At 59.9% G+C, this 17,049-nt stretch carries 17 protein-coding genes and 1 pseudogene; 7 read left to right on the forward strand and 11 right to left on the reverse strand.

Annotation, left to right across the window (positions count from 1 at the left end):
- Window positions 1-24 precede the first annotated feature (24 nt).
- The 4 genes from spoT to JH25_RS12190 form a co-directional block, all read right to left on the reverse strand.
- A complete protein-coding gene (gene spoT, locus JH25_RS12205; RefSeq protein ID WP_032878715.1) occupies window positions 25-2,130 on the reverse strand; it encodes a bifunctional GTP diphosphokinase/guanosine-3',5'-bis pyrophosphate 3'-pyrophosphohydrolase in 2,106 nt (701 codons plus the stop codon).
- A gap of 60 nt (window positions 2,131-2,190) precedes the next feature.
- Window positions 2,191-2,454, reverse strand: coding sequence for a DNA-directed RNA polymerase subunit omega (rpoZ, locus tag JH25_RS12200; protein ID WP_003176920.1), 264 nt, complete (start codon window positions 2,452-2,454; stop codon window positions 2,191-2,193).
- Window positions 2,455-2,621: 167 nt separating this feature from the next.
- Window positions 2,622-3,242 carry a guanylate kinase gene (gmk, locus tag JH25_RS12195; protein ID WP_003213284.1) on the reverse strand — a complete coding sequence of 207 codons (621 nt, stop codon included), beginning with the start codon at window positions 3,240-3,242 and terminating at the stop codon, window positions 2,622-2,624.
- Window positions 3,243-3,252: 10 nt separating this feature from the next.
- Window positions 3,253-4,116, reverse strand: coding sequence for a YicC/YloC family endoribonuclease (locus tag JH25_RS12190; protein WP_005792488.1), 864 nt, complete (start codon window positions 4,114-4,116; stop codon window positions 3,253-3,255).
- Window positions 4,117-4,330: 214 nt separating this feature from the next.
- Here JH25_RS12190 and rph point away from each other — a divergent pair, with 214 nt between their 5' ends.
- Together rph and JH25_RS12180 are read left to right on the forward strand one after the other, a co-directional pair.
- Window positions 4,331-5,053 (forward strand): ribonuclease PH, encoded by a 723-nt coding sequence (gene rph, locus JH25_RS12185; RefSeq protein ID WP_005792487.1) that lies wholly within the window; start codon window positions 4,331-4,333, stop codon window positions 5,051-5,053.
- A 22-nt stretch (window positions 5,054-5,075) separates the two neighbouring features.
- Window positions 5,076-5,444, forward strand: coding sequence for a DUF4870 domain-containing protein (locus JH25_RS12180; RefSeq protein ID WP_005792486.1), 369 nt, complete (start codon window positions 5,076-5,078; stop codon window positions 5,442-5,444).
- Window positions 5,445-5,504: 60 nt separating this feature from the next.
- Here the strand turns inward: JH25_RS12180 and JH25_RS12175 are convergent, their stop codons facing one another.
- On the reverse strand, window positions 5,505-6,284 hold the full coding sequence (locus tag JH25_RS12175; RefSeq protein WP_003195493.1) for an exodeoxyribonuclease III: 780 nt from the start codon (window positions 6,282-6,284) through the stop codon (window positions 5,505-5,507).
- A gap of 82 nt (window positions 6,285-6,366) precedes the next feature.
- On the opposite strand from JH25_RS12175, the gene pyrE reads away from it, so the two are divergent.
- Window positions 6,367-7,011 carry an orotate phosphoribosyltransferase gene (gene pyrE, locus JH25_RS12170; RefSeq protein ID WP_003195489.1) on the forward strand — a complete coding sequence of 215 codons (645 nt, stop codon included), beginning with the start codon at window positions 6,367-6,369 and terminating at the stop codon, window positions 7,009-7,011.
- Between the two features lie 166 nt (window positions 7,012-7,177).
- Here pyrE and argB read toward each other — a convergent pair whose 3' ends face one another.
- The 4 genes and pseudogenes from argB to coaBC all read right to left on the reverse strand — a co-directional run bounded on the left by argB (window position 7,178) and on the right by coaBC (window position 11,434).
- A complete protein-coding gene (gene argB, locus JH25_RS12165) occupies window positions 7,178-8,083 on the reverse strand; it encodes an acetylglutamate kinase (RefSeq protein ID WP_032878717.1) in 906 nt (301 codons plus the stop codon).
- A gap of 20 nt (window positions 8,084-8,103) precedes the next feature.
- Window positions 8,104-9,510: pseudogene (locus JH25_RS12160) on the reverse strand (phosphomannomutase/phosphoglucomutase); the annotation flags it as partial.
- A 254-nt stretch (window positions 9,511-9,764) separates the two neighbouring features.
- Window positions 9,765-10,220 carry a dUTP diphosphatase gene (gene dut / locus JH25_RS12155; RefSeq protein WP_016975923.1) on the reverse strand — a complete coding sequence of 152 codons (456 nt, stop codon included), beginning with the start codon at window positions 10,218-10,220 and terminating at the stop codon, window positions 9,765-9,767.
- A gap of 5 nt (window positions 10,221-10,225) precedes the next feature.
- Window positions 10,226-11,434, reverse strand: a complete 1,209-nt coding sequence (coaBC, locus tag JH25_RS12150) for a bifunctional phosphopantothenoylcysteine decarboxylase/phosphopantothenate--cysteine ligase CoaBC (RefSeq protein ID WP_015886530.1) — start codon at window positions 11,432-11,434, stop codon at window positions 10,226-10,228.
- A 143-nt stretch (window positions 11,435-11,577) separates the two neighbouring features.
- Between coaBC and radC the strand changes: the two genes are divergently transcribed.
- Entirely contained in the window at window positions 11,578-12,252 is a 675-nt protein-coding gene (gene radC, locus JH25_RS12145) for a RadC family protein (protein WP_032878719.1), read from the forward strand.
- Between the two features lie 57 nt (window positions 12,253-12,309).
- Here radC and JH25_RS12140 read toward each other — a convergent pair whose 3' ends face one another.
- Window positions 12,310-13,902, reverse strand: a complete 1,593-nt coding sequence (locus tag JH25_RS12140) for an ABC transporter substrate-binding protein (RefSeq protein WP_032878722.1) — start codon at window positions 13,900-13,902, stop codon at window positions 12,310-12,312.
- A gap of 458 nt (window positions 13,903-14,360) precedes the next feature.
- Between JH25_RS12140 and rpmB the strand changes: the two genes are divergently transcribed.
- On the forward strand, window positions 14,361-14,594 hold the full coding sequence (gene rpmB / locus JH25_RS12135) for a 50S ribosomal protein L28 (RefSeq protein ID WP_003176907.1): 234 nt from the start codon (window positions 14,361-14,363) through the stop codon (window positions 14,592-14,594).
- Window positions 14,595-14,605: 11 nt separating this feature from the next.
- Window positions 14,606-14,761: a 50S ribosomal protein L33 gene (gene rpmG / locus JH25_RS12130; RefSeq protein WP_003176906.1), complete on the forward strand. Its 156-nt coding sequence runs from the start codon at window positions 14,606-14,608 to the stop codon at window positions 14,759-14,761.
- 71 nt (window positions 14,762-14,832) lie between these two features.
- Here rpmG and JH25_RS12125 read toward each other — a convergent pair whose 3' ends face one another.
- Window positions 14,833-15,195 carry a cupin domain-containing protein gene (locus JH25_RS12125; RefSeq protein ID WP_032878723.1) on the reverse strand — a complete coding sequence of 121 codons (363 nt, stop codon included), beginning with the start codon at window positions 15,193-15,195 and terminating at the stop codon, window positions 14,833-14,835.
- 230 nt (window positions 15,196-15,425) lie between these two features.
- On the opposite strand from JH25_RS12125, the gene JH25_RS12120 reads away from it, so the two are divergent.
- Entirely contained in the window at window positions 15,426-16,919 is a 1,494-nt protein-coding gene (locus tag JH25_RS12120; protein WP_032878725.1) for an aldehyde dehydrogenase, read from the forward strand.
- The last annotated feature ends 130 nt before the right edge of the window (window positions 16,920-17,049 follow it).

The raw sequence follows: 17,049 nt of genomic DNA on the forward strand, positions 1-17,049 counted from the left end.
GAATGACTCCTTGTAATGGATCGGTTATGCACGCATACGGGTGATGCGGATCACACCGGTCAAGGCGCGCAGTTTCTTGATCACGCGGGCCAGGTGCACGCGGTCGTGCACACTGACCACCAGTTGGACCACGCTGATGCGACCATCACGTTCGTCCATGCTGATTTTCTCGATATTGCCGTCGGCCGCGTTGACGCTGCTGGCCAGCAGGGCGATCAGGCCGCGCTGGTGTTCCAGCTCCACCCGCAGCTCGACGTTGAACTCGCCGGTGACATCCTTGGCCCACGAGAGCTGGATGCATTTTTCCGGGTTGTGGCGGATTTCGGTGATATTGCGGCAGTTGTCCAGGTGCACCACCATGCCCTTGCCTGCGGACAGGTGGCCGACAATCGGGTCGCCCGGAATCGGTGTGCAACATTTTGCGTAACTGAGCACCAGACCCTCGGTGCCGCGAATCGCCAGCGGGCCTTCCGGGCTCGGCAGTTGTTCGCCTTCGCCAAGCAAGCGACGGGCGACCACGTAGGCCATGCGGTTGCCCAGGCCGATATCTTCGAGCAGGTCTTCGACGGTTTCCTGGCGATACTCATGAAGCATCGCCTGCACGCGCTCTTGCGCAATCTTGTCCAGGGCGCTGTCGAAGCCGTTGAGCACCTTGTTCAGCAGGCGCTCGCCCAGGCTGATGGACTCGGAGCGACGCTGCAGTTTCAGGGCGTGGCGAATATGCGTACGGGCCTTGCCGGTGACCACGAAGTTCAGCCATGCCGGGTTGGGGCGAGCGCCCGGAGCACTGACGATCTCGACCGTGGAGCCGCTTTGCAGGGGCTCGGACAGCGGCGCGAGACGACGATTGATCCGACAGGCAATGCAGCTGTTGCCGACGTCGGTGTGCACCGCGTAGGCAAAGTCGACCGCCGTGGAGCCCTTGGGCAGCTCCATGATCCGGCCCTTGGGCGTGAACACGTAGACCTCGTCCGGGAACAGGTCGATCTTCACGCTTTCGATGAATTCCAGTGAGTTGCCGGCACGTTGCTGCATTTCCAGCACGCCCTTGACCCACTGGCGGGCGCGGGCATGGGTGCCTTTGGGCTGCTCGTCGCCACTGGACTTGTACAGCCAATGGGCGGCAATGCCGTTGTTGGCCATCTCTTCCATTTCGCGGGTACGGATCTGAATCTCGATCGGCACGCCATGCATACCGAACAGCGTGGTATGCAGCGACTGATAGCCGTTGGCCTTGGGGATCGCGATGTAGTCCTTGAAGCGGCCCGGCAAGGGTTTGTACAAATTATGTACAGCGCCCAGCACGCGGTAGCAGGTATCGACCTTGTCGACGATGATCCGGAACGCGTACACATCCATGATCTCGTTGAAGGCCCGGCGCTTGCCGCGCATCTTCTTGTATATGCCGTAGATGTGCTTCTGGCGGCCACTGACCTCGCCTTCGATCTCGTCGATCGCCAGGCAATGGCTCAGGGATTCTTCGATCTTGTTGACGATTTCCTTGCGATTGCCCCGGGCGCGTTTGACCGCCTGGTAGATGCGCGCCGAACGCATCGGGTGCATGGCTTTGAAACCAAGGTCTTCGAATTCGATACGAATAGCGTGCATGCCCAGCCGGTTGGCGATGGGCGCGTAGATTTCCAGGGTTTCCTTGGCGATGCGCCGACGCTTTTCGCCGGACAGCACTTCCAGCGTGCGCATGTTGTGCAGCCGGTCGGCCAGCTTGACCAGGATCACCCGAATGTCTCGGGCCATGGCCATGGCCATCTTCTGGAAGTTTTCCGCCTGGGCTTCGGCCTTGGTCTCGAAGTTCATCTGGGTCAGTTTGCTGACCCCGTCGACCAGTTCGGCCACGGTTTCGCCAAATTGCGCGCTGAGCGCTTCCTTGGCAATGCCGGTGTCTTCGATCACGTCATGCAGCATCGCGGCCATCAGGCTCTGATGGTCCATGTGCATGTCGGCCAGGATATTTGCCACCGCAAGGGGATGGGTGACGTACGCCTCACCGCTACGTCGGCGTTGGCCGTCGTGGGCTTGTTCGGCGTAGAAATACGCTCGGCGGACCAGGTTGACCTGGTCGGGGCCGAGGTAGGCCGATAAGCGATCGGCGAGGGCGTCTATGCTCGGCAAAGTGTGAACTCCTGCCGATGACTGTAACCCTGCGCCGTGCTACGTCGACCTGGCATAGGCTTAGACGGCCTCGTTGGACTCGTCCTCGAACGCTGCAAACAGCGGTTCGTCTTCAACGATTTCGGCGTTGGCAATGAACTCGTAGCTCATCAGGCCTTCAGCGATTTCACGCAGGGCTACAACGGTAGGCTTGTCGTTTTCCCACTGGACCAGGGGCTCTTTGCCGCCAGTGGCCAGTTGACGGGCACGCTTGGTAGAGAGCATGACCAGCTCAAAGCGGTTATCCACGTGTTCTAGGCAGTCTTCAACGGTTACGCGGGCCATGGTATTCCTCGGAGCGAATGCAAGATGCGCGCTGCCCGGTTGGGCGAGCGGACTGAGCAGTTTAAAAAATCACCAGCGTTTAGGGAAGCGCTGATTTTTCGCAGGCTCTCGCAAAACCGCTACAAGTGCCAATGTAAGGCCCTTGCAGCGGTTTTGGGAAGAGCCAATCAGCCGAGCAGTTCGGCGAGTAATTTGCCGAAACGCTGCTGTTGACGCTTTTGCTGGAGCTGATTGGCACGGAAAATCGCCTTCAAATCATCCAGGGCGTGGGCAAAATCGTCATTGATGATCAGGTAGTCGTAGTCGACATAGTGGCTCATTTCGCTGACGGCTTCACGCATACGCCCTTCGATGATCTCGTCGCTGTCCTGGCCACGGTTGGTCAGGCGCTGGTGCAAGGCTTCAAGCGACGGCGGCAGGATAAAGATCGAGCGTGCCTTGGGCATCAATTGGCGCACTTGCTCGGCGCCCTGCCAATCGATTTCCAGGATCAGGTCGTGGCCTTCGTCCAGGGTCTGCTGCAGATGACTTTGGGAGGTGCCGTAGAGGTTGCCGAAGACTTCGGCGCGCTCCAGGAAGTCGCCGTGTTCGATCATCTTGACGAATTCGGTACGCTCGACGAAGTGATAGTGCACGCCGTTCACTTCGCCCGGGCGCATGGCGCGAGTGGTGTGCGACACCGAAATGCGGATCTGCTCGTCAGCGTCGGTCAAGGCTTTGACCAGGCTGCTTTTGCCCGCGCCCGAAGGGGCGGAAATGATGTAAAGGGTGCCGGTGCTGTGGGTCATGGAGGTTGCCTTACTCAATATTCTGTACTTGTTCGCGCATTTGCTCGATCAACACTTTGAGGTTGACCGCCGCCGTGGTGCTGCGCGGATCGAACGCCTTGGAGCCCAGTGTATTGGCTTCGCGGTTGAGTTCCTGCATCAGGAAGTCCAGGCGCCGACCGGCGGCGCCACCGGACTTGAGCACGCGGCGTACTTCAAGAATGTGGGTGCTCAGGCGGTCGAGCTCTTCAGCCACGTCGCTTTTCTGGGCAAGCAGGACCATTTCCTGTTCCAGGCGCGTCGGGTCAAGGTCGGCTTTCATGTCGGTGAAGCGGTCGAGGATCTTCTGGCGTTGGGTGGCAAGCATCTGCGGCACCAGTTCGCGCAGGGTGACCACATCGGCTTCGATCGATGTCAGACGCTCGTTGATCAGGCGCGCCAGTTCAGCGCCTTCGCGCTCACGGCCGGCCTTGAGCTCCTTCAGGCCCTGGTTGAACAGCGCGAGGGCTTCGGCGTTCAGGGCCTGCGGGTCGGTTGCGTCGCCCACCAGTACGCCGGGCCAGGCCAGGACTTCCAGAGGGTTCAGCGCGGCCGGTTGCTTGATCAGGCCGGCGATGGTTTCGGCGGCGGCAACCAGTTGTGCGGCGCGGTCGCGGTCCAGCTGCAGCGGTTTGCCGGTGGTTTCTTCGGTAAAACGCAGGGTGCATTCCAGCTTGCCACGGGAAATGCCCTGGCGCAGCGCTTCACGAACGGCGCCTTCGAGGTCGCGGAACGACTCAGGCAGGCGCAGGTGTGGCTCCAGGTAACGGCTGTTGACCGAGCGCAATTCCCAGCTGAGGGTGCCTTGAACCCCGGCTTTTTCGACACGGGCGAAGGCGGTCATGCTGTGCACCATGGAGGTACCTCGTGTTGGATAGATAGAGATTGGCTAGGCCGACCTGTAGGAGCGAGCAAGCTCGCTCCTACAGTCGAGAGGCGCAGGATTGTAGCGCAGTGCGCAGGAGGCGCCCAAACATGCGCATTCGTAACCGAATTTTTAGAAGTGCCCCGAATCGGCTCGCGGCTCTATAATGCTCGGCAGTTTTTCGTCCTCAGTACAGGTATCCCCTATGAAACGTCCAAGTGGTCGCGCTGCCGATCAGCTCCGCTCGATCCGCATCACCCGCAACTACACCAAACACGCCGAGGGATCCGTACTGGTCGAGTTTGGCGATACCAAGGTGATTTGCACCGTCAGCGTCGAAAACGGCGTGCCGCGCTTCCTCAAGGGCCAGGGCCAGGGCTGGTTGACCGCAGAGTACGGCATGTTGCCGCGCGCCACCGGTGAGCGTAACCAGCGTGAAGCCAGCCGTGGCAAGCAAGGCGGGCGTACCCTGGAAATCCAGCGCCTGATCGGCCGTTCCCTGCGTGCCGCGCTGGACATGTCCAAATTGGGCGACGTGACCCTTTACGTCGACTGCGACGTGATCCAGGCTGATGGCGGTACCCGTACTGCATCCATCACTGGCGCCATGGTAGCCCTGGTCGACGCATTGAAAGTGATCAAGAAGCGCGGCGGCCTCAAGGCGGGTGACCCGCTCAAGCAGATGATCGCAGCTGTGTCGGTCGGCATGTACCAGGGCGAGCCTGTGCTGGACCTGGATTACCTGGAAGACTCGGCCGCCGAGACCGATCTGAACGTGGTCATGACCAGCACCGGTGGTTTCATCGAAGTGCAGGGCACCGCCGAAGGCGCGCCATTCCAGCCGGCTGAGCTGAACGCGATGCTGGCCCTGGCCCAGAAGGGCATGACCGAAATCTTTGCACTGCAAACCGCTGCACTCGCTGACTAAGCCCGCCCCAAGGAGAAGCGCCATGAATGACAGCCAATTGCCGGTTCCGGCACCGTCCAAGGAAGTACGCCAGTTGGCAATGCTGTGTCATTTCGCGGCGTTTGCAGGGTTGGTGTTCCCCTTCGGCAGCGTGTTGGGGCCGCTGATCCTGTGGCAGTTCAAGAAGGATGTGGACCCGCTTATCGATGATCAGGGCAAGGAAGCCCTGAATTTTCAGATCACCGTGGCCATCGCCTGGTTGGTGTGTCTGGTGCTGGGCTTTGTGGTGGTCGGCTTTTTGCTGATGACCGTACTGGTGATAGGGGCGTTGATACTGACGATCATTGCCGGGATCAAGGCCAACAAGGGCATTGCCTATCGCTATCCGTGGACTTGGCGTCTGGTCAAGTAACCGAGCGGCCACAAAAAAACCGACATTGCTGTCGGTTTTTTTTGTGCCTGGAAAAAGACCTCAGATGGTCAAGGTCCAGTCGTAGTCCACGATCAGCGGCGCGTGCTGCGAGAAGCGCGGCTGGCGTGGCAGGCGAGCGCTGCGTACGAACCGGCGCAGGCCCGGGGTCAGCAGCTGATAGTCGAAACGCCAGCCCAGGTTGAGCATCTCGGCCTGTTCGTTATCCGGCCACCAGCTGTACTGATCGCCTTCGCGGCTGACTTCGCGCAGGGCATCAACATAGCCCATGTTGCCGACAATCTCGTCCATCCAGGCCCGTTCCGGCGCCAGGAAGCCCGGTGATTGCTGGCTGTCGCGCCAGTTCTTGATATCCAGCTTCTGTTGCGCCACGTACAGCGAGCCACAATAAATGTACTCGCGACGTTTGCGTCGCTGTTTATCCAGGTAACGGGCGAAGTCGTCCATTAGCTTGAACTTCTGGTTCAAGTCTTCATCGCCGTTCTGCCCCGAAGGAAGCAGCAAGGTCGCGATGCTGACCTTGTCGAAATCGGCTTGCAGGTAGCGCCCGTAGCGGTCGGCTGTCTCGAAGCCGAGGCCGCTGATGACCGCCTTGGGTTGCAACCGCGAGTACAAAGCCACGCCACCTTGGGTGGGCACTTCGGCATCGCAGGCATAAAGGAAGTAGCCATCCAGTTGGAAGGCTGGGTCGTCCAGTTCAAAGGCGGAGGCGCGGGTGTCCTGCAGGCAGATGACGTCGGCATTCTGGGCTTGCAGCCAACTGAGCAAACCACGCTCGACTGCAGCCTGAATACCATTAACGTTCACACTGATGATCCGCATAAATGGCCCCAAAAATCGCGTGCGTGTATGATACACGCCGTCCACCTAATTAGCTAAATCCGTGGTATCTGAGGCTTTTTTCATGCAGGCGTATCAACGCGATTTCATTCGTTTTGCCATCGATCGCGGCGTTTTACGCTTCGGTGAGTTCACTCTCAAGTCCGGGCGCACCAGCCCGTACTTCTTCAATGCAGGCTTGTTCAACTCGGGTTCGGCCCTGGCTCAGCTGGGTCGTTTCTACGCGGCAGCCATCGTTGAAAGCGGTATTTCCTTTGATGTGCTTTTTGGTCCGGCCTACAAGGGTATTCCCTTGGCTGCGGCTACAGCGGTGGCCCTGGCGGAACATCATGGGCAGGATCTGCCGTGGTGCTTCAACCGTAAGGAAGCCAAGGCCCACGGTGAAGGCGGCAGCCTGGTAGGGGCTCCGTTGACCGGCGATGTGCTGATCATCGATGACGTGATCACCGCCGGCACCGCCATTCGTGAGGTGATGCAAATCATCGCTTCCCAGGACGGCGCCAAGGCCGCCGGCGTGCTGATCGCCTTGAACCGCCAGGAGCGTGGCAACGGTGAGTTGTCGGCGATCCAGGAGGTGGAGCGTGATTTCGGCATTCCCGTGGTAAGTATCGTGTCGTTGAACCAGGTGTTGCAGTTCCTGGAGGATGATCCGCAGCTCAAGCAGCATTTGCCGGCTGTGCGTGCATACCGCGAGCAGTTCGGCGTCTGACACTGACCCCTGTGGGAGCGGGCTTGCCCGCGATAGCGGTGTGTCAGTCGGTGCATTTTTGAATGTACTGCCGTCATCGCAGGCAAGCCAGCTCCCACATTTGAACGGTGTACAAACAAAAGGCCCCGCTCAATTCAATTGAGCGGGGCCTTTTTATTTGCAGCGGTTAAGGACGCTTGCGGTTACTGATCAGCGTGCCCACACCGGTATCAGTGAAGATTTCCAGCAGGATTGCATTCGGCACGCGGCCATCCAGGATCAGCGAGCTGCCTACACCACCTTGCACTGCTTCCAGCGCGCAACGGATCTTCGGCAACATGCCGCCGTAGATGGTGCCGTCGGCGATCAGTTCGTCTACCTGCTGGGTGGTCAGGCCAGTCAGTACCTTGCCTTCCTTGTCCATCAAACCGGCGATATTGGTCAGTAGCATCAGCTTTTCAGCCTTCAGTGCTTCCGCCACCTTACCGGCTACCAGATCGGCGTTGATGTTATAGGACTCGCCATTGGCACCCACGCCGATCGGCGCAATCACCGGGATGAAGTCGCCCTTGACCAGCAGGTTGAGCAAATCGGTGTTGATGCCGATCACTTCGCCCACCTGGCCGATGTCGATGATTTCCGGCTGGGTCATCTCCGGCGTCTTGCGGGTCACGGTAAGTTTCTTGGCGCGGATCAGCTCTGCATCCTTGCCGGTCAGGCCGATGGCGCTGCCGCCGTGGCGGTTGATCAGGTTGACGATGTCTTTGTTGACCTGGCCGCCGAGGACCATCTCCACCACGTCCATGGTCTGCGCGTCAGTGACACGCATACCATCGATGAAGTGACTCTCGATCGACAGACGCTTGAGCAGGTCGCCGATTTGCGGGCCGCCACCGTGGACGACCACCGGGTTTATCCCCACGGCTTTCATCAGCACGATGTCGCGGGCAAAGCCGGTTTTCAGCTCGTCGCTTTCCATGGCATTGCCGCCGTACTTGATCACCAGCGTCTTGCCGACGTAGCGTCGAATATAAGGCAACGCTTCGGACAGGACCTTGGCGGTGTTGGCAGCGGCTTCGCGTTCGAGGGTCATTCAGGGCTCCGGGCAAAAAATCAGAACGGTAATTGGAGATCAGGGGCAACACGTTTCAACTGGGCGTGGAACACGTCCTTGATGCGCTGCAACTCGGCCTCGGTATCCGCCTCGAAACGCAGGACCAGCACCGGTGTGGTGTTGGACGCGCGAACCAGGCCCCAGCCTTTGGCGTAATCGACTCGCACACCATCAATGGAGGTCAGGTTGGCGCCTTCACCCCATTGCGCATCGTGCAATGCGTCAATGATGCTGAATTTGCTCTCCTCGGTCACATGGATATTGATCTCTGGCGTAGAAATATCATTCGGGAAGGTCTGAAACAGTTCTTCGGCGGTGGATTTTTCCTTGCTGAGGATCTCCAGCAGACGAGCGGCGCTGTAAATGCCGTCGTCAAACCCGAACCAGCGCTCCTTGAAGAACACGTGGCCGCTCATTTCGCCGGCCAACAGTGCGCCGGTTTCCTTCATTTTCTTTTTGATCAACGAATGACCGGTCTTCCACATTAGCGGGCGACCGCCGTATTCCTTGATCAGTGGCGTCAGGCGGCGGGTGCATTTCACGTCGAAGATGATCTCGGCGTTGGGGTTGCGCGCCACGACGTCACGGGCAAACAGCATCAGCAGGCGGTCGGGGAATACGATCTCGCCGGTTTCGGTCACCACGCCTACGCGGTCACCGTCGCCATCGAAGGCCAGGCCGACGTCGGCGCCCACTTCCTTGACCTTGGCGATCAGGTCCACCAGGTTTTCCGGCTTGCCCGGGTCCGGGTGGTGGTTGGGGAAGTTGCCGTCGACGTCGCAGAACAGCGGGATTACTTCGCAGTTCAGCGCTTCGAGCAATTGCGGGGCTATCACGCCAGCCGCGCCGTTTCCGCAATCCACCACGACTTTGAGGCGGCGCGCGAGTTTGACGTCGCGGGTGATTTCATCGGAGTAGCGCTGCAGGATGTCGACCTTGGTGATGGTGCCGGTGCCGCTGGTCAGGTCGTTGGTTTTCAGGCGGGTGTGCAGGGCCTGGATCTGTTCATTGGCCAGCGTATCGCCAGCGATGACGATCTTGAAGCCGTTGTAGTCCGAAGGGTTATGGCTGCCGGTGAGCATCACCCCGGATTTACCGGCCAGTACGTTGGCCGCGTAGTACAACGCGGGTGTCGGCACCAGGCCGACGTCGCTGACGTGGCAACCGCTGTCGGCCAGCCCCTGGATCAGTTGCTCGACCAGCTCGGGGCCGGACAAACGGCCGTCACGACCCACCGAGACGTTGGGTTCGCCCTGGGCAAGGCTCTGCGAACCGATGGCGCGGCCGATCCAGTAGGCGGTTTCGGCGGTCAGGGTCTTGGGTACTACGCCACGAATGTCATAGGCGCGAAAAATGCTGTCGGGAAAGGTCGGGGCTACGCGGGCTGCGGTACTCATCGCGGGGGAAACTCCATCTGAAAGGGGGCAAGGCGGGCCTGATGTGGCTGGCCGGCAGGCTCAAACTGAAGGGTATGACGGCGTTTTCGGCAGAGAGTTCGTGGTGTAAAAATGCCATCGGCGCATTGGCGCTAGCATTATTTTTACGTAGTCCTTTGATTTCATTGGAGAAATCTCGATGATTATTTCCGCGCATTCTTCATCCTGAAAAGCCGGGCGGTGGCGCGTGGCCGGACGATTGCATCCGGCCACGTTCAGCTTAGTCAGTGACTGCCGGAATGCCCAAAACCGCCTGCGCCGCGCTGGGTTTCGTCGAATTCCTGCACCAATTCAAAATGCGCCTGCACCACCGGCACCAGGACCAGTTGGGCGATGCGCTCGCCGACGGCGATGTTGAAAGCAGTCTGGCCACGGTTCCAGCACGACACCATCAGCTCGCCCTGATAGTCGGAGTCGATCAGGCCGACCAGGTTACCGAGCACGATGCCGTGTTTGTGGCCCAGGCCGGAGCGCGGCAGGATCAGCGCCGCCAGGCCCGGGTCGCCGACATAGATCGACAGGCCGGTCGGGATCAGGATGGTCTGGCCTGGCTCAAGAACGGTGTCTTCCTTGAGCATGGCGCGCAGGTCCAGGCCGGCGGAGCCTGGTGTGGCGTAGGCCGGCAGGGGGAATTCGTTGCCGATGCGGGGGTCGAGGATCTTGGCTTGCAAAGCGTGCATGAAAATTAAACCTGGTTCAGCCGTTGGGCGATAAAAGAGATCAGTTGGCGGGCAATCTTGCCCTTGCTGGTCTGGGCGAAAAGGGTGGCGTGCAGCTCGCGGTCGATCACGCTGCAGGCATTTTCCTCGCTGTTGAAGCCGATGCTCGGGTTGGCGACATCATTGGCAACGATCAAGTCGAGGTTTTTGTCTTTCAGTTTGCGCGCGGCGTAGTCCAGAAGGTGCTCGGTCTCGGCAGCGAAACCGACACTGAACGGACGGTCCGGACGGGTGGCGATGGTGGCCAGGATGTCCGGGTTGCGCACCATTTGCAGGAGCAGGCCGTCGCCGCTTGTAGGGTCTTTCTTGAGCTTTTGCGGGGCTACGACTTCCGGGCGGTAATCCGCAACCGCTGCCGAGGCGATGAACAGGTCACAGGGAATGGCGGCTTCACAGGCCGCCAGCATGTCCCGGGCGCTGACTACGTCGATTCGCGTGACGCGATCAGGGGTCGGCAAATGCACGGGGCCTGTGATCAGGGTCACCCGTGCGCCTGCCTCGACCGCAGCTTCTGCCAACGCAAAGCCCATTTTTCCTGAGCTATGGTTGGTGATGTAGCGCACCGGGTCGATGTTTTCCTGGGTCGGGCCTGCGGTGATCAGCACGTGCTTGCCGGTCAGGGCCAGGTGCTGGAAGCACTCGGCGGCGCATAGCGCAAGGTCGGTGGCTTCGAGCATCCGGCCCATGCCGACGTCGCCACAGGCCTGGCTGCCGGAGGCGGGGCCAAACACCTTGAGGCCGCGGCTTTGCAGGAGTTGGGTATTGGCTTGGGTGGCCGGGTCGCGCCACATGGCCTGGTTCATGGCCGGGGCGATCGCGACGGTGGCGTCGGTGGCCAATACCAGGGTGGTCAGCAGGTCATCGGCGATGCCCTGGGCCAGGCGGGCGATCAGGTCGGCGGTGGCCGGGGCGATCAGCACCAGGTCGGCCCATTTGGCCAGTTCGATATGGCCCATGGCGGCTTCGGCCGCCGGGTCCAGCAGGTCGAGGTGAACCGGGTGGCCGGACAGGGCCTGCATGGTCAACGGGGTGATGAACTCACTGCCACCACGGGTCATGACCACGCGCACTTCCGCGCCCTGGTCCAGGAGCCTGCGAACCAACTCTGCGCTCTTGTAGGCGGCAATGCCGCCGCCGACGCCGAGAACGATGCGTTTCCGATACAGACGCTGCATTGGTTTGCCTTTCCAGTTCAGTGATGCCAGTTCAGTGACGCCTGCGATGACTCCTCCCCAGGTGAAATCGCATGCAAAAAAGAGGGCCTACGATAACACAGCGTCTGCCGCGCAACAGCGCAGCAGATACAGAAGGAGGTGGGATGAGTATTCGTGATTGGCCCGTGGCGGAGCGTCCACGGGAGAAGCTGTTGGAAGGTGGCGCGGCGAGCCTGTCCGATGCCGAATTGTTGGCGATCTTCCTGCGTACTGGCGTTTCCGGTCGAAGTGCGGTGGATCTGGCGCGTGATCTGCTGGTGCAGTTTGGCGGCCTGCGCCCGCTGTTGGAGGCCAGCCAGGCGCTGTTCAGCCAGCATATGGGGCTGGGGCCGGCGAAGTTCGCCCAATTGCAGGCGGTGCTGGAAATGTCCCGGCGCCATCTGGCCGAACGCTTGCGCGCCGACTCGGTAGTGGAGAGCCCGCTGGCTGTGCGTCAATACCTCAAGGCGCTGTTGCGCCATGAGCCTCATGAGATATTCGGCTGTCTGTTCCTGGACTCAAAGCATCGTGTACTGGGGTTCGAGGCGTTGTTTCAGGGCACCATCGACACTGCGATTGTTTACCCGCGGCAGGTGGTCAAGCGTGCCTTGGCGCATAACGCGGCAGCGGTGATTTTGTGCCACAACCATCCCTCCGGGAATGCGGAGCCCAGTGCATCTGATCGCAGATTGACCAAAATGCTGCAAAAGGCGTTGGAAGTGGTGGATGTGCGGGTGCTGGATCACATCATTGTGGGAGATGGTGATCCGCTGTCGATGGCTGAATACGGATGGGTATAGCCACCTCTGTTCCTGTAGGAGCGAACAAGCTCGTTCCTACAGGGAAGGGGTTGCGCCCTAGGGCTTGAGGCTGATTTTCGAATAATCCTGGCGGCCGAACGGGCTTACCTGGTAACCCTCGACATTCTTGCGCGTCAATGCAAACGCCGTCGGGTGCGCCAGCGGCAGCCACAGCGCCTGCTGCTGGATCTGCGCCTGGGCCTGCTGGTACAGCTTGGTGCGTACGCCTTGCTCGCTGGTGGTCTTGCCGGCACTGATCAACTTATCCAGAGCGGGGTCGCAGTAGCGGGCGAAGTTGGTGCCGGATTTCAGCGCTGCGCAGGAAAATTGCGGGGTCAGGAAGTTGTCCGGGTCGCCGTTGTCGCCGGCCCAGCCCATGAACAGGAGGTCGTGTTCGCCGGCCTTGGCGCGGCGAATCAATTCGCCCCATTCAATCACACGAATTTCAGCCTGGATGCCAACCTTGGCCAGGTCGGCCTGTAGCAGTTGGGCGCCGAGGTTCGGGTTGGGGTTCAGCAGGCTGCCGGTAGGGCGCGTCCATATTGTGGTCTTGAAACCGTCCTTGAGCCCGGCACGTTCCAGCAGCGCCTTGGCCTTGGCCAGATCCTGTGGGTAGCCTGGCAAATCCTTGGCATAGCTCCAGGTATTGGGCGGGTACACACCGTTGGCTGCTTCGGCGGTGCCCTCGAAGACGGCCTTGAGGTAGCTACTCTTGTCAAAGGCCAGGTTGATCGCCTGGCGTACTTCGGGTTTGTCCAGCGGTGGGTGCTGGCTGTTGATGGCGACGAAAGCGGTCATGAAGGCAGCGGTTTTTTCCACCTTCAGCGCCGGGTCTTTTTCGGCTTCGCCTACATCCAGGGGCTTGGGCGACAGGGCAATCTGACATTCGTTGCGATGCAGTTTCTGCAACCGTACGTTGGCGTCCGGGGTGATGGCAAAGATCAAGTTATCCACAGCCGGTTTGCCCGCGAAATAGTCCGGGTTGGCCTTGTAGCGCACCACGGCATCTTTCTGGAAGCGCATGAATACGAACGGGCCGGTGCCGATGGGCTGACTGTTGAGTTTCTCAGGCGTGCCGGCCTTGAGTAGTTTGTCGGCATATTCAGCCGGGTAGATCGAGGCAAAGCCCATGCTCAACGCCGGGAGAAAGGTGGAGTCGGCGTGGTCGAGGGTGAAACGCACCGTCAGCGGATCGAGGGCATCGATCTTCTTGACCAGTGCCGGCAATTGCAGGGACTGGGCGTGGGGGAAGCCGCTCTGGGCGATCTTGTGCCACGGGTTGGCCGGATCGAGCATGCGCTCGAAGCTGAAGCGCACGTCTTCGGCGGTCAGCGTGCGGCTTGGGCTGAAATAATCGGTACGGTGAAATTTCACGCCCGGGTGCAGCTTGAAGGTGTAGGTCAGGCCATCGGGGGAAACTTCCCAGCTGTCTGCCAGGCTCGGTACCAGCTTGCCGCTGGCCGCATCAAAGTCCACCAGGCGGTTCATCAGCACATCCGCCGAGGCGTTGGTGGTGGTCAGCGAGTTGTACTGCACCACATCGAACCCTTCGGGGCTGGCCTCGGTGCAGACGCTCAAGTTGGTGGCTGCAACGGCCATCGGTGCGATAAAGAAGGGGGCAAGCAGTAGTGGTAGGGCAGCGAGGCGCATATTCGGTTTCCTGTGCAGATCGAAGGCCCATCTGCGAGTGCAGTCTGGAAAAAGACTACCGTAGAGGTCTGATTGATAAATGACTAGCCCATTTTTGCCTGTGCTTTTGGCCAAAATGCTGTTTTGATGGCGCCTCAGCGCGTTTCGCCGTGCACTTCTCTGTGCCTGCGAGCGCTGTAAATCATTCTGTGCGACGAGCGGTCGGCTGTTACAGCGGCCCCTCCTGGCAGCGGTTCGGGCGTCCGGCACCAAGATTTACGCTGGTAAAAACACACGGGCTGTTGTTGCACTGGGGTCTTTCTGGTATAAAGCAGCGCTCTTTTCTAGGGGCCCGGTTCCTTCGCTTGTAGGTGTAGCCGGTAAGACCCTAAAGAAACGCGGCGCCTGGCGCCAAATGACTGAGAGATTAAGCGGCCAACCCATGCCGGGTTGGGCATGTGGTTTTAGAGGGCTGAGGCATGTCGAGAGTCTGTCAAGTTACCGGTAAGGGTCCGGTGACTGGGAATAACATTTCCCACGCAAATAACAAAACCCGTCGTCGTTTCCTGCCGAACCTGCAGCATCACCGCTTCTGGGTTGAAGAAGAGAAACGTTTTGTTCGCCTGCGTGTATCTGCCAAAGGCATGCGTATTATCGACAAGCGTGGCATCACTGTCGTGCTGGCCGAAATCCGCGCCGCTGGCAAGATCTAAGGAGCTCTATCATGCGTGAATTGATTCGAATGATCTCTAGCGCCGGTACTGGTCACTTCTACACTACCGACAAGAACAAGCGTACTACCCCGGACAAGCTCGAAAAGAAAATGTTCGACCCGCGCGTTCGCAAGCACGTGATCTACAAAGAAGGCAAAATCAAGTAATTGATTTTCTTCCTTGTGAAAAAAAGCCCGTATCTCACGATGCGGGCTTTTTTTTGCCTGGGATTTGCTGATCAGGCTTTCTGCTCGAACACCACGTAGATCTTGCGGCACGCTTCCAGCACTTCCCAGGTGCCCTTGAAGCCAGCGGGGATCACGAAGCGGTCGCCGGCGCGCAAGGTCTTGGCGTTGCCCTCGGCGTCACGCAGTACGGAAACCCCCTGCACAATCTCGCAGTATTCATGCTCGGTATAGCTGACCGTCCACTGCCCGACCTCACCTTCCCATACCCCTGCATTCATCTGGCCGCACGGGCTGTTGTAGTGGTTGTAGATCGTTTGCTCGGGATCGCCCTTGAGGATTTTTTCTGCGGCAGGGCGGTAGCGTTCGGGGGCCGTGTTGGCTTGGCTGAAGTCGACGATATCCTGGATGCTCATGTGCGTGTCCCGTCTGGCCTGCGGTTGGAGAGCCCAAAGTCTATGTTTATTAAAATGAACATCGCAAGGGCGTTTACCGCCGTTATGTCAAATATATTGAAACATCCCCAGCCGCTGGTTTAGGGTGGCAGCTGCCTTGCGCCGAACAGCTGGCTGGCGGGCAAGAATTCTTTGAGGCTGCCGGGGGGACACCCGCCTGGCCCTCTATTCAATAAGAGGAGGACACTCGCATGACCACCCTGACCCGTGCCGACTGGGAACAACGCGCCAAGGATCTGAAGATCGAAGGCCGCGCCTACATCAATGGCGAATACACCGCCGCCGTTTCCGGTGACACCTTCGAATGCATCAGCCCGGTAGACGGTCGTCTGCTGGCCACTGTCGCCAGCTGTGACGCGGCTGACGCCCAGCGCGCCGTGGAAAACGCCCGCGCCACCTTTAATTCCGGTGTCTGGTCGCGCCTGGCGCCGGCCAAGCGCAAAGCCACCATGATCCGTTTCGCCGCGTTGCTCAAGGCCAATGCCGAAGAGTTGGCACTGCTTGAAACCCTGGACATGGGCAAGCCGATCAGCGACTCCCTGAACATCGACGTTCCCGGTGCGGCAAATGCCCTGAGCTGGAGCGGTGAGGCAATCGACAAGATCTACGACGAAGTCGCGGCCACCCCTCATGATCAACTGGGCCTGGTGACCCGCGAGCCAGTCGGCGTGGTCGGCGCCATCGTGCCGTGGAACTTCCCGTTGATGATGGCCTGCTGGAAACTCGGCCCGGCGTTGTCCACCGGTAACTCGGTGATCCTAAAACCGTCCGAAAAATCCCCGCTGACCGCCATCCGTATCGCCGCCCTGGCCGTCGAAGCCGGCATTCCAAAAGGCGTGTTCAACGTATTGCCAGGCTATGGCCACACGGTGGGTAACGCCCTGGCGGTGCATATGGACGTGGATACGTTGGTGTTCACTGGCTCCACCAAGATCGCCAAGCAACTGCTGATCCGCTCCGGCGAATCGAACATGAAGCGTGTGTGGCTGGAGGCGGGCGGCAAGAGCCCTAATATCGTGTTTGCCGATGCGCCGGATCTGCAAGCCGCCGCCGAATCTGCGGCCAGTGCCATCGCCTTCAACCAGGGTGAAGTCTGCACTGCCGGTTCGCGCCTGCTCGTGGAGCGTTCCATCAAGGACACCTTCCTGCCGCTGGTGATCGAGGCGCTCAAAGGCTGGAAGCCGGGCAACCCACTGGACCCAGCCACCAACGTGGGTGCGCTGGTGGATACGCAGCAGATGAACAACGTGCTGTCCTACATTGAGTCCGGTCATGCTGACGGTGCCAAGCTGGTCGCTGGCGGTAAGCGCACACTGGAAGAAACCGGTGGCACCTACGTCGAGCCAACTATTTTCGATGGCGTGACCAATGCCATGAAGATCGCTCAGGAAGAGATCTTTGGCCCGGTCCTGTCGGTGCTCACTTTCGACAGCGCCGAAGAAGCCATCGCCATTGCCAACGACACCCAATACGGCCTGGCCGCAGCGGTATGGACGGCGGATATCTCCAAGGCGCACCTGACGGCCAAGGCCCTGCGTGCCGGCAGCGTCTGGGTTAACCAGTACGACGGCGGCGACATGACCGCACCGTTTGGTGGTTTCAAGCAGTCGGGTAATGGCCGCGACAAGTCGCTGCATGCGTTCGACAAGTACACCGAGCTGAAGGCGACCTGGATCAAACTCTAAGCAGCACTGCAGGCCAAACGTGGGAGGGGGCTTGCCCCCGATAGCTGGGTGTCAGCCACTGCATGTGGTGACTGGCCCACCGTTATCGGGAGCAAGCCCCCTCCCACACTGTTTTGTGCGACCCCGTAAA

This window comes from Pseudomonas sp. BRG-100, assembly GCF_000737955.1.
GTDB lineage: Bacteria > Pseudomonadota > Gammaproteobacteria > Pseudomonadales > Pseudomonadaceae > Aquipseudomonas > Aquipseudomonas synxantha_A.

Bases quoted from the DNA above. Each gene is read 5' to 3' on its own strand.
- gmk (WP_003213284.1), bottom strand. From the start codon at position 3,242: ATGACCCACAGCACCGGCACCCTTTACATCATTTCCGCCCCTTCGGGC.
- argB (WP_032878717.1), bottom strand. From the start codon at position 8,083: ATGACCCTCGAACGCGAAGCCGCTGCCAACACCGCCAAGGTCCTGTCC.
- JH25_RS12175 (WP_003195493.1), bottom strand. From the start codon at position 6,284: ATGCGGATCATCAGTGTGAACGTTAATGGTATTCAGGCTGCAGTCGAG.
- coaBC (WP_015886530.1), bottom strand. From the start codon at position 11,434: ATGCAGCGTCTGTATCGGAAACGCATCGTTCTCGGCGTCGGCGGCGGC.
- JH25_RS12120 (WP_032878725.1), top strand. From the start codon at position 15,426: ATGACCACCCTGACCCGTGCCGACTGGGAACAACGCGCCAAGGATCTG.
- rpmB (WP_003176907.1), top strand. From the start codon at position 14,361: ATGTCGAGAGTCTGTCAAGTTACCGGTAAGGGTCCGGTGACTGGGAAT.
- JH25_RS12180 (WP_005792486.1), top strand. From the start codon at position 5,076: ATGAATGACAGCCAATTGCCGGTTCCGGCACCGTCCAAGGAAGTACGC.
- radC (WP_032878719.1), top strand. From the start codon at position 11,578: ATGAGTATTCGTGATTGGCCCGTGGCGGAGCGTCCACGGGAGAAGCTG.
- pyrE (WP_003195489.1), top strand. From the start codon at position 6,367: ATGCAGGCGTATCAACGCGATTTCATTCGTTTTGCCATCGATCGCGGC.
- rph (WP_005792487.1), top strand. From the start codon at position 4,331: ATGAAACGTCCAAGTGGTCGCGCTGCCGATCAGCTCCGCTCGATCCGC.
- JH25_RS12190 (WP_005792488.1), bottom strand. From the start codon at position 4,116: ATGGTGCACAGCATGACCGCCTTCGCCCGTGTCGAAAAAGCCGGGGTT.
- dut (WP_016975923.1), bottom strand. From the start codon at position 10,220: ATGCACGCTTTGCAAGCCAAGATCCTCGACCCCCGCATCGGCAACGAA.
- rpoZ (WP_003176920.1), bottom strand. From the start codon at position 2,454: ATGGCCCGCGTAACCGTTGAAGACTGCCTAGAACACGTGGATAACCGC.
- JH25_RS12125 (WP_032878723.1), bottom strand. From the start codon at position 15,195: ATGAGCATCCAGGATATCGTCGACTTCAGCCAAGCCAACACGGCCCCC.
- rpmG (WP_003176906.1), top strand. From the start codon at position 14,606: ATGCGTGAATTGATTCGAATGATCTCTAGCGCCGGTACTGGTCACTTC.
- JH25_RS12140 (WP_032878722.1), bottom strand. From the start codon at position 13,902: ATGCGCCTCGCTGCCCTACCACTACTGCTTGCCCCCTTCTTTATCGCA.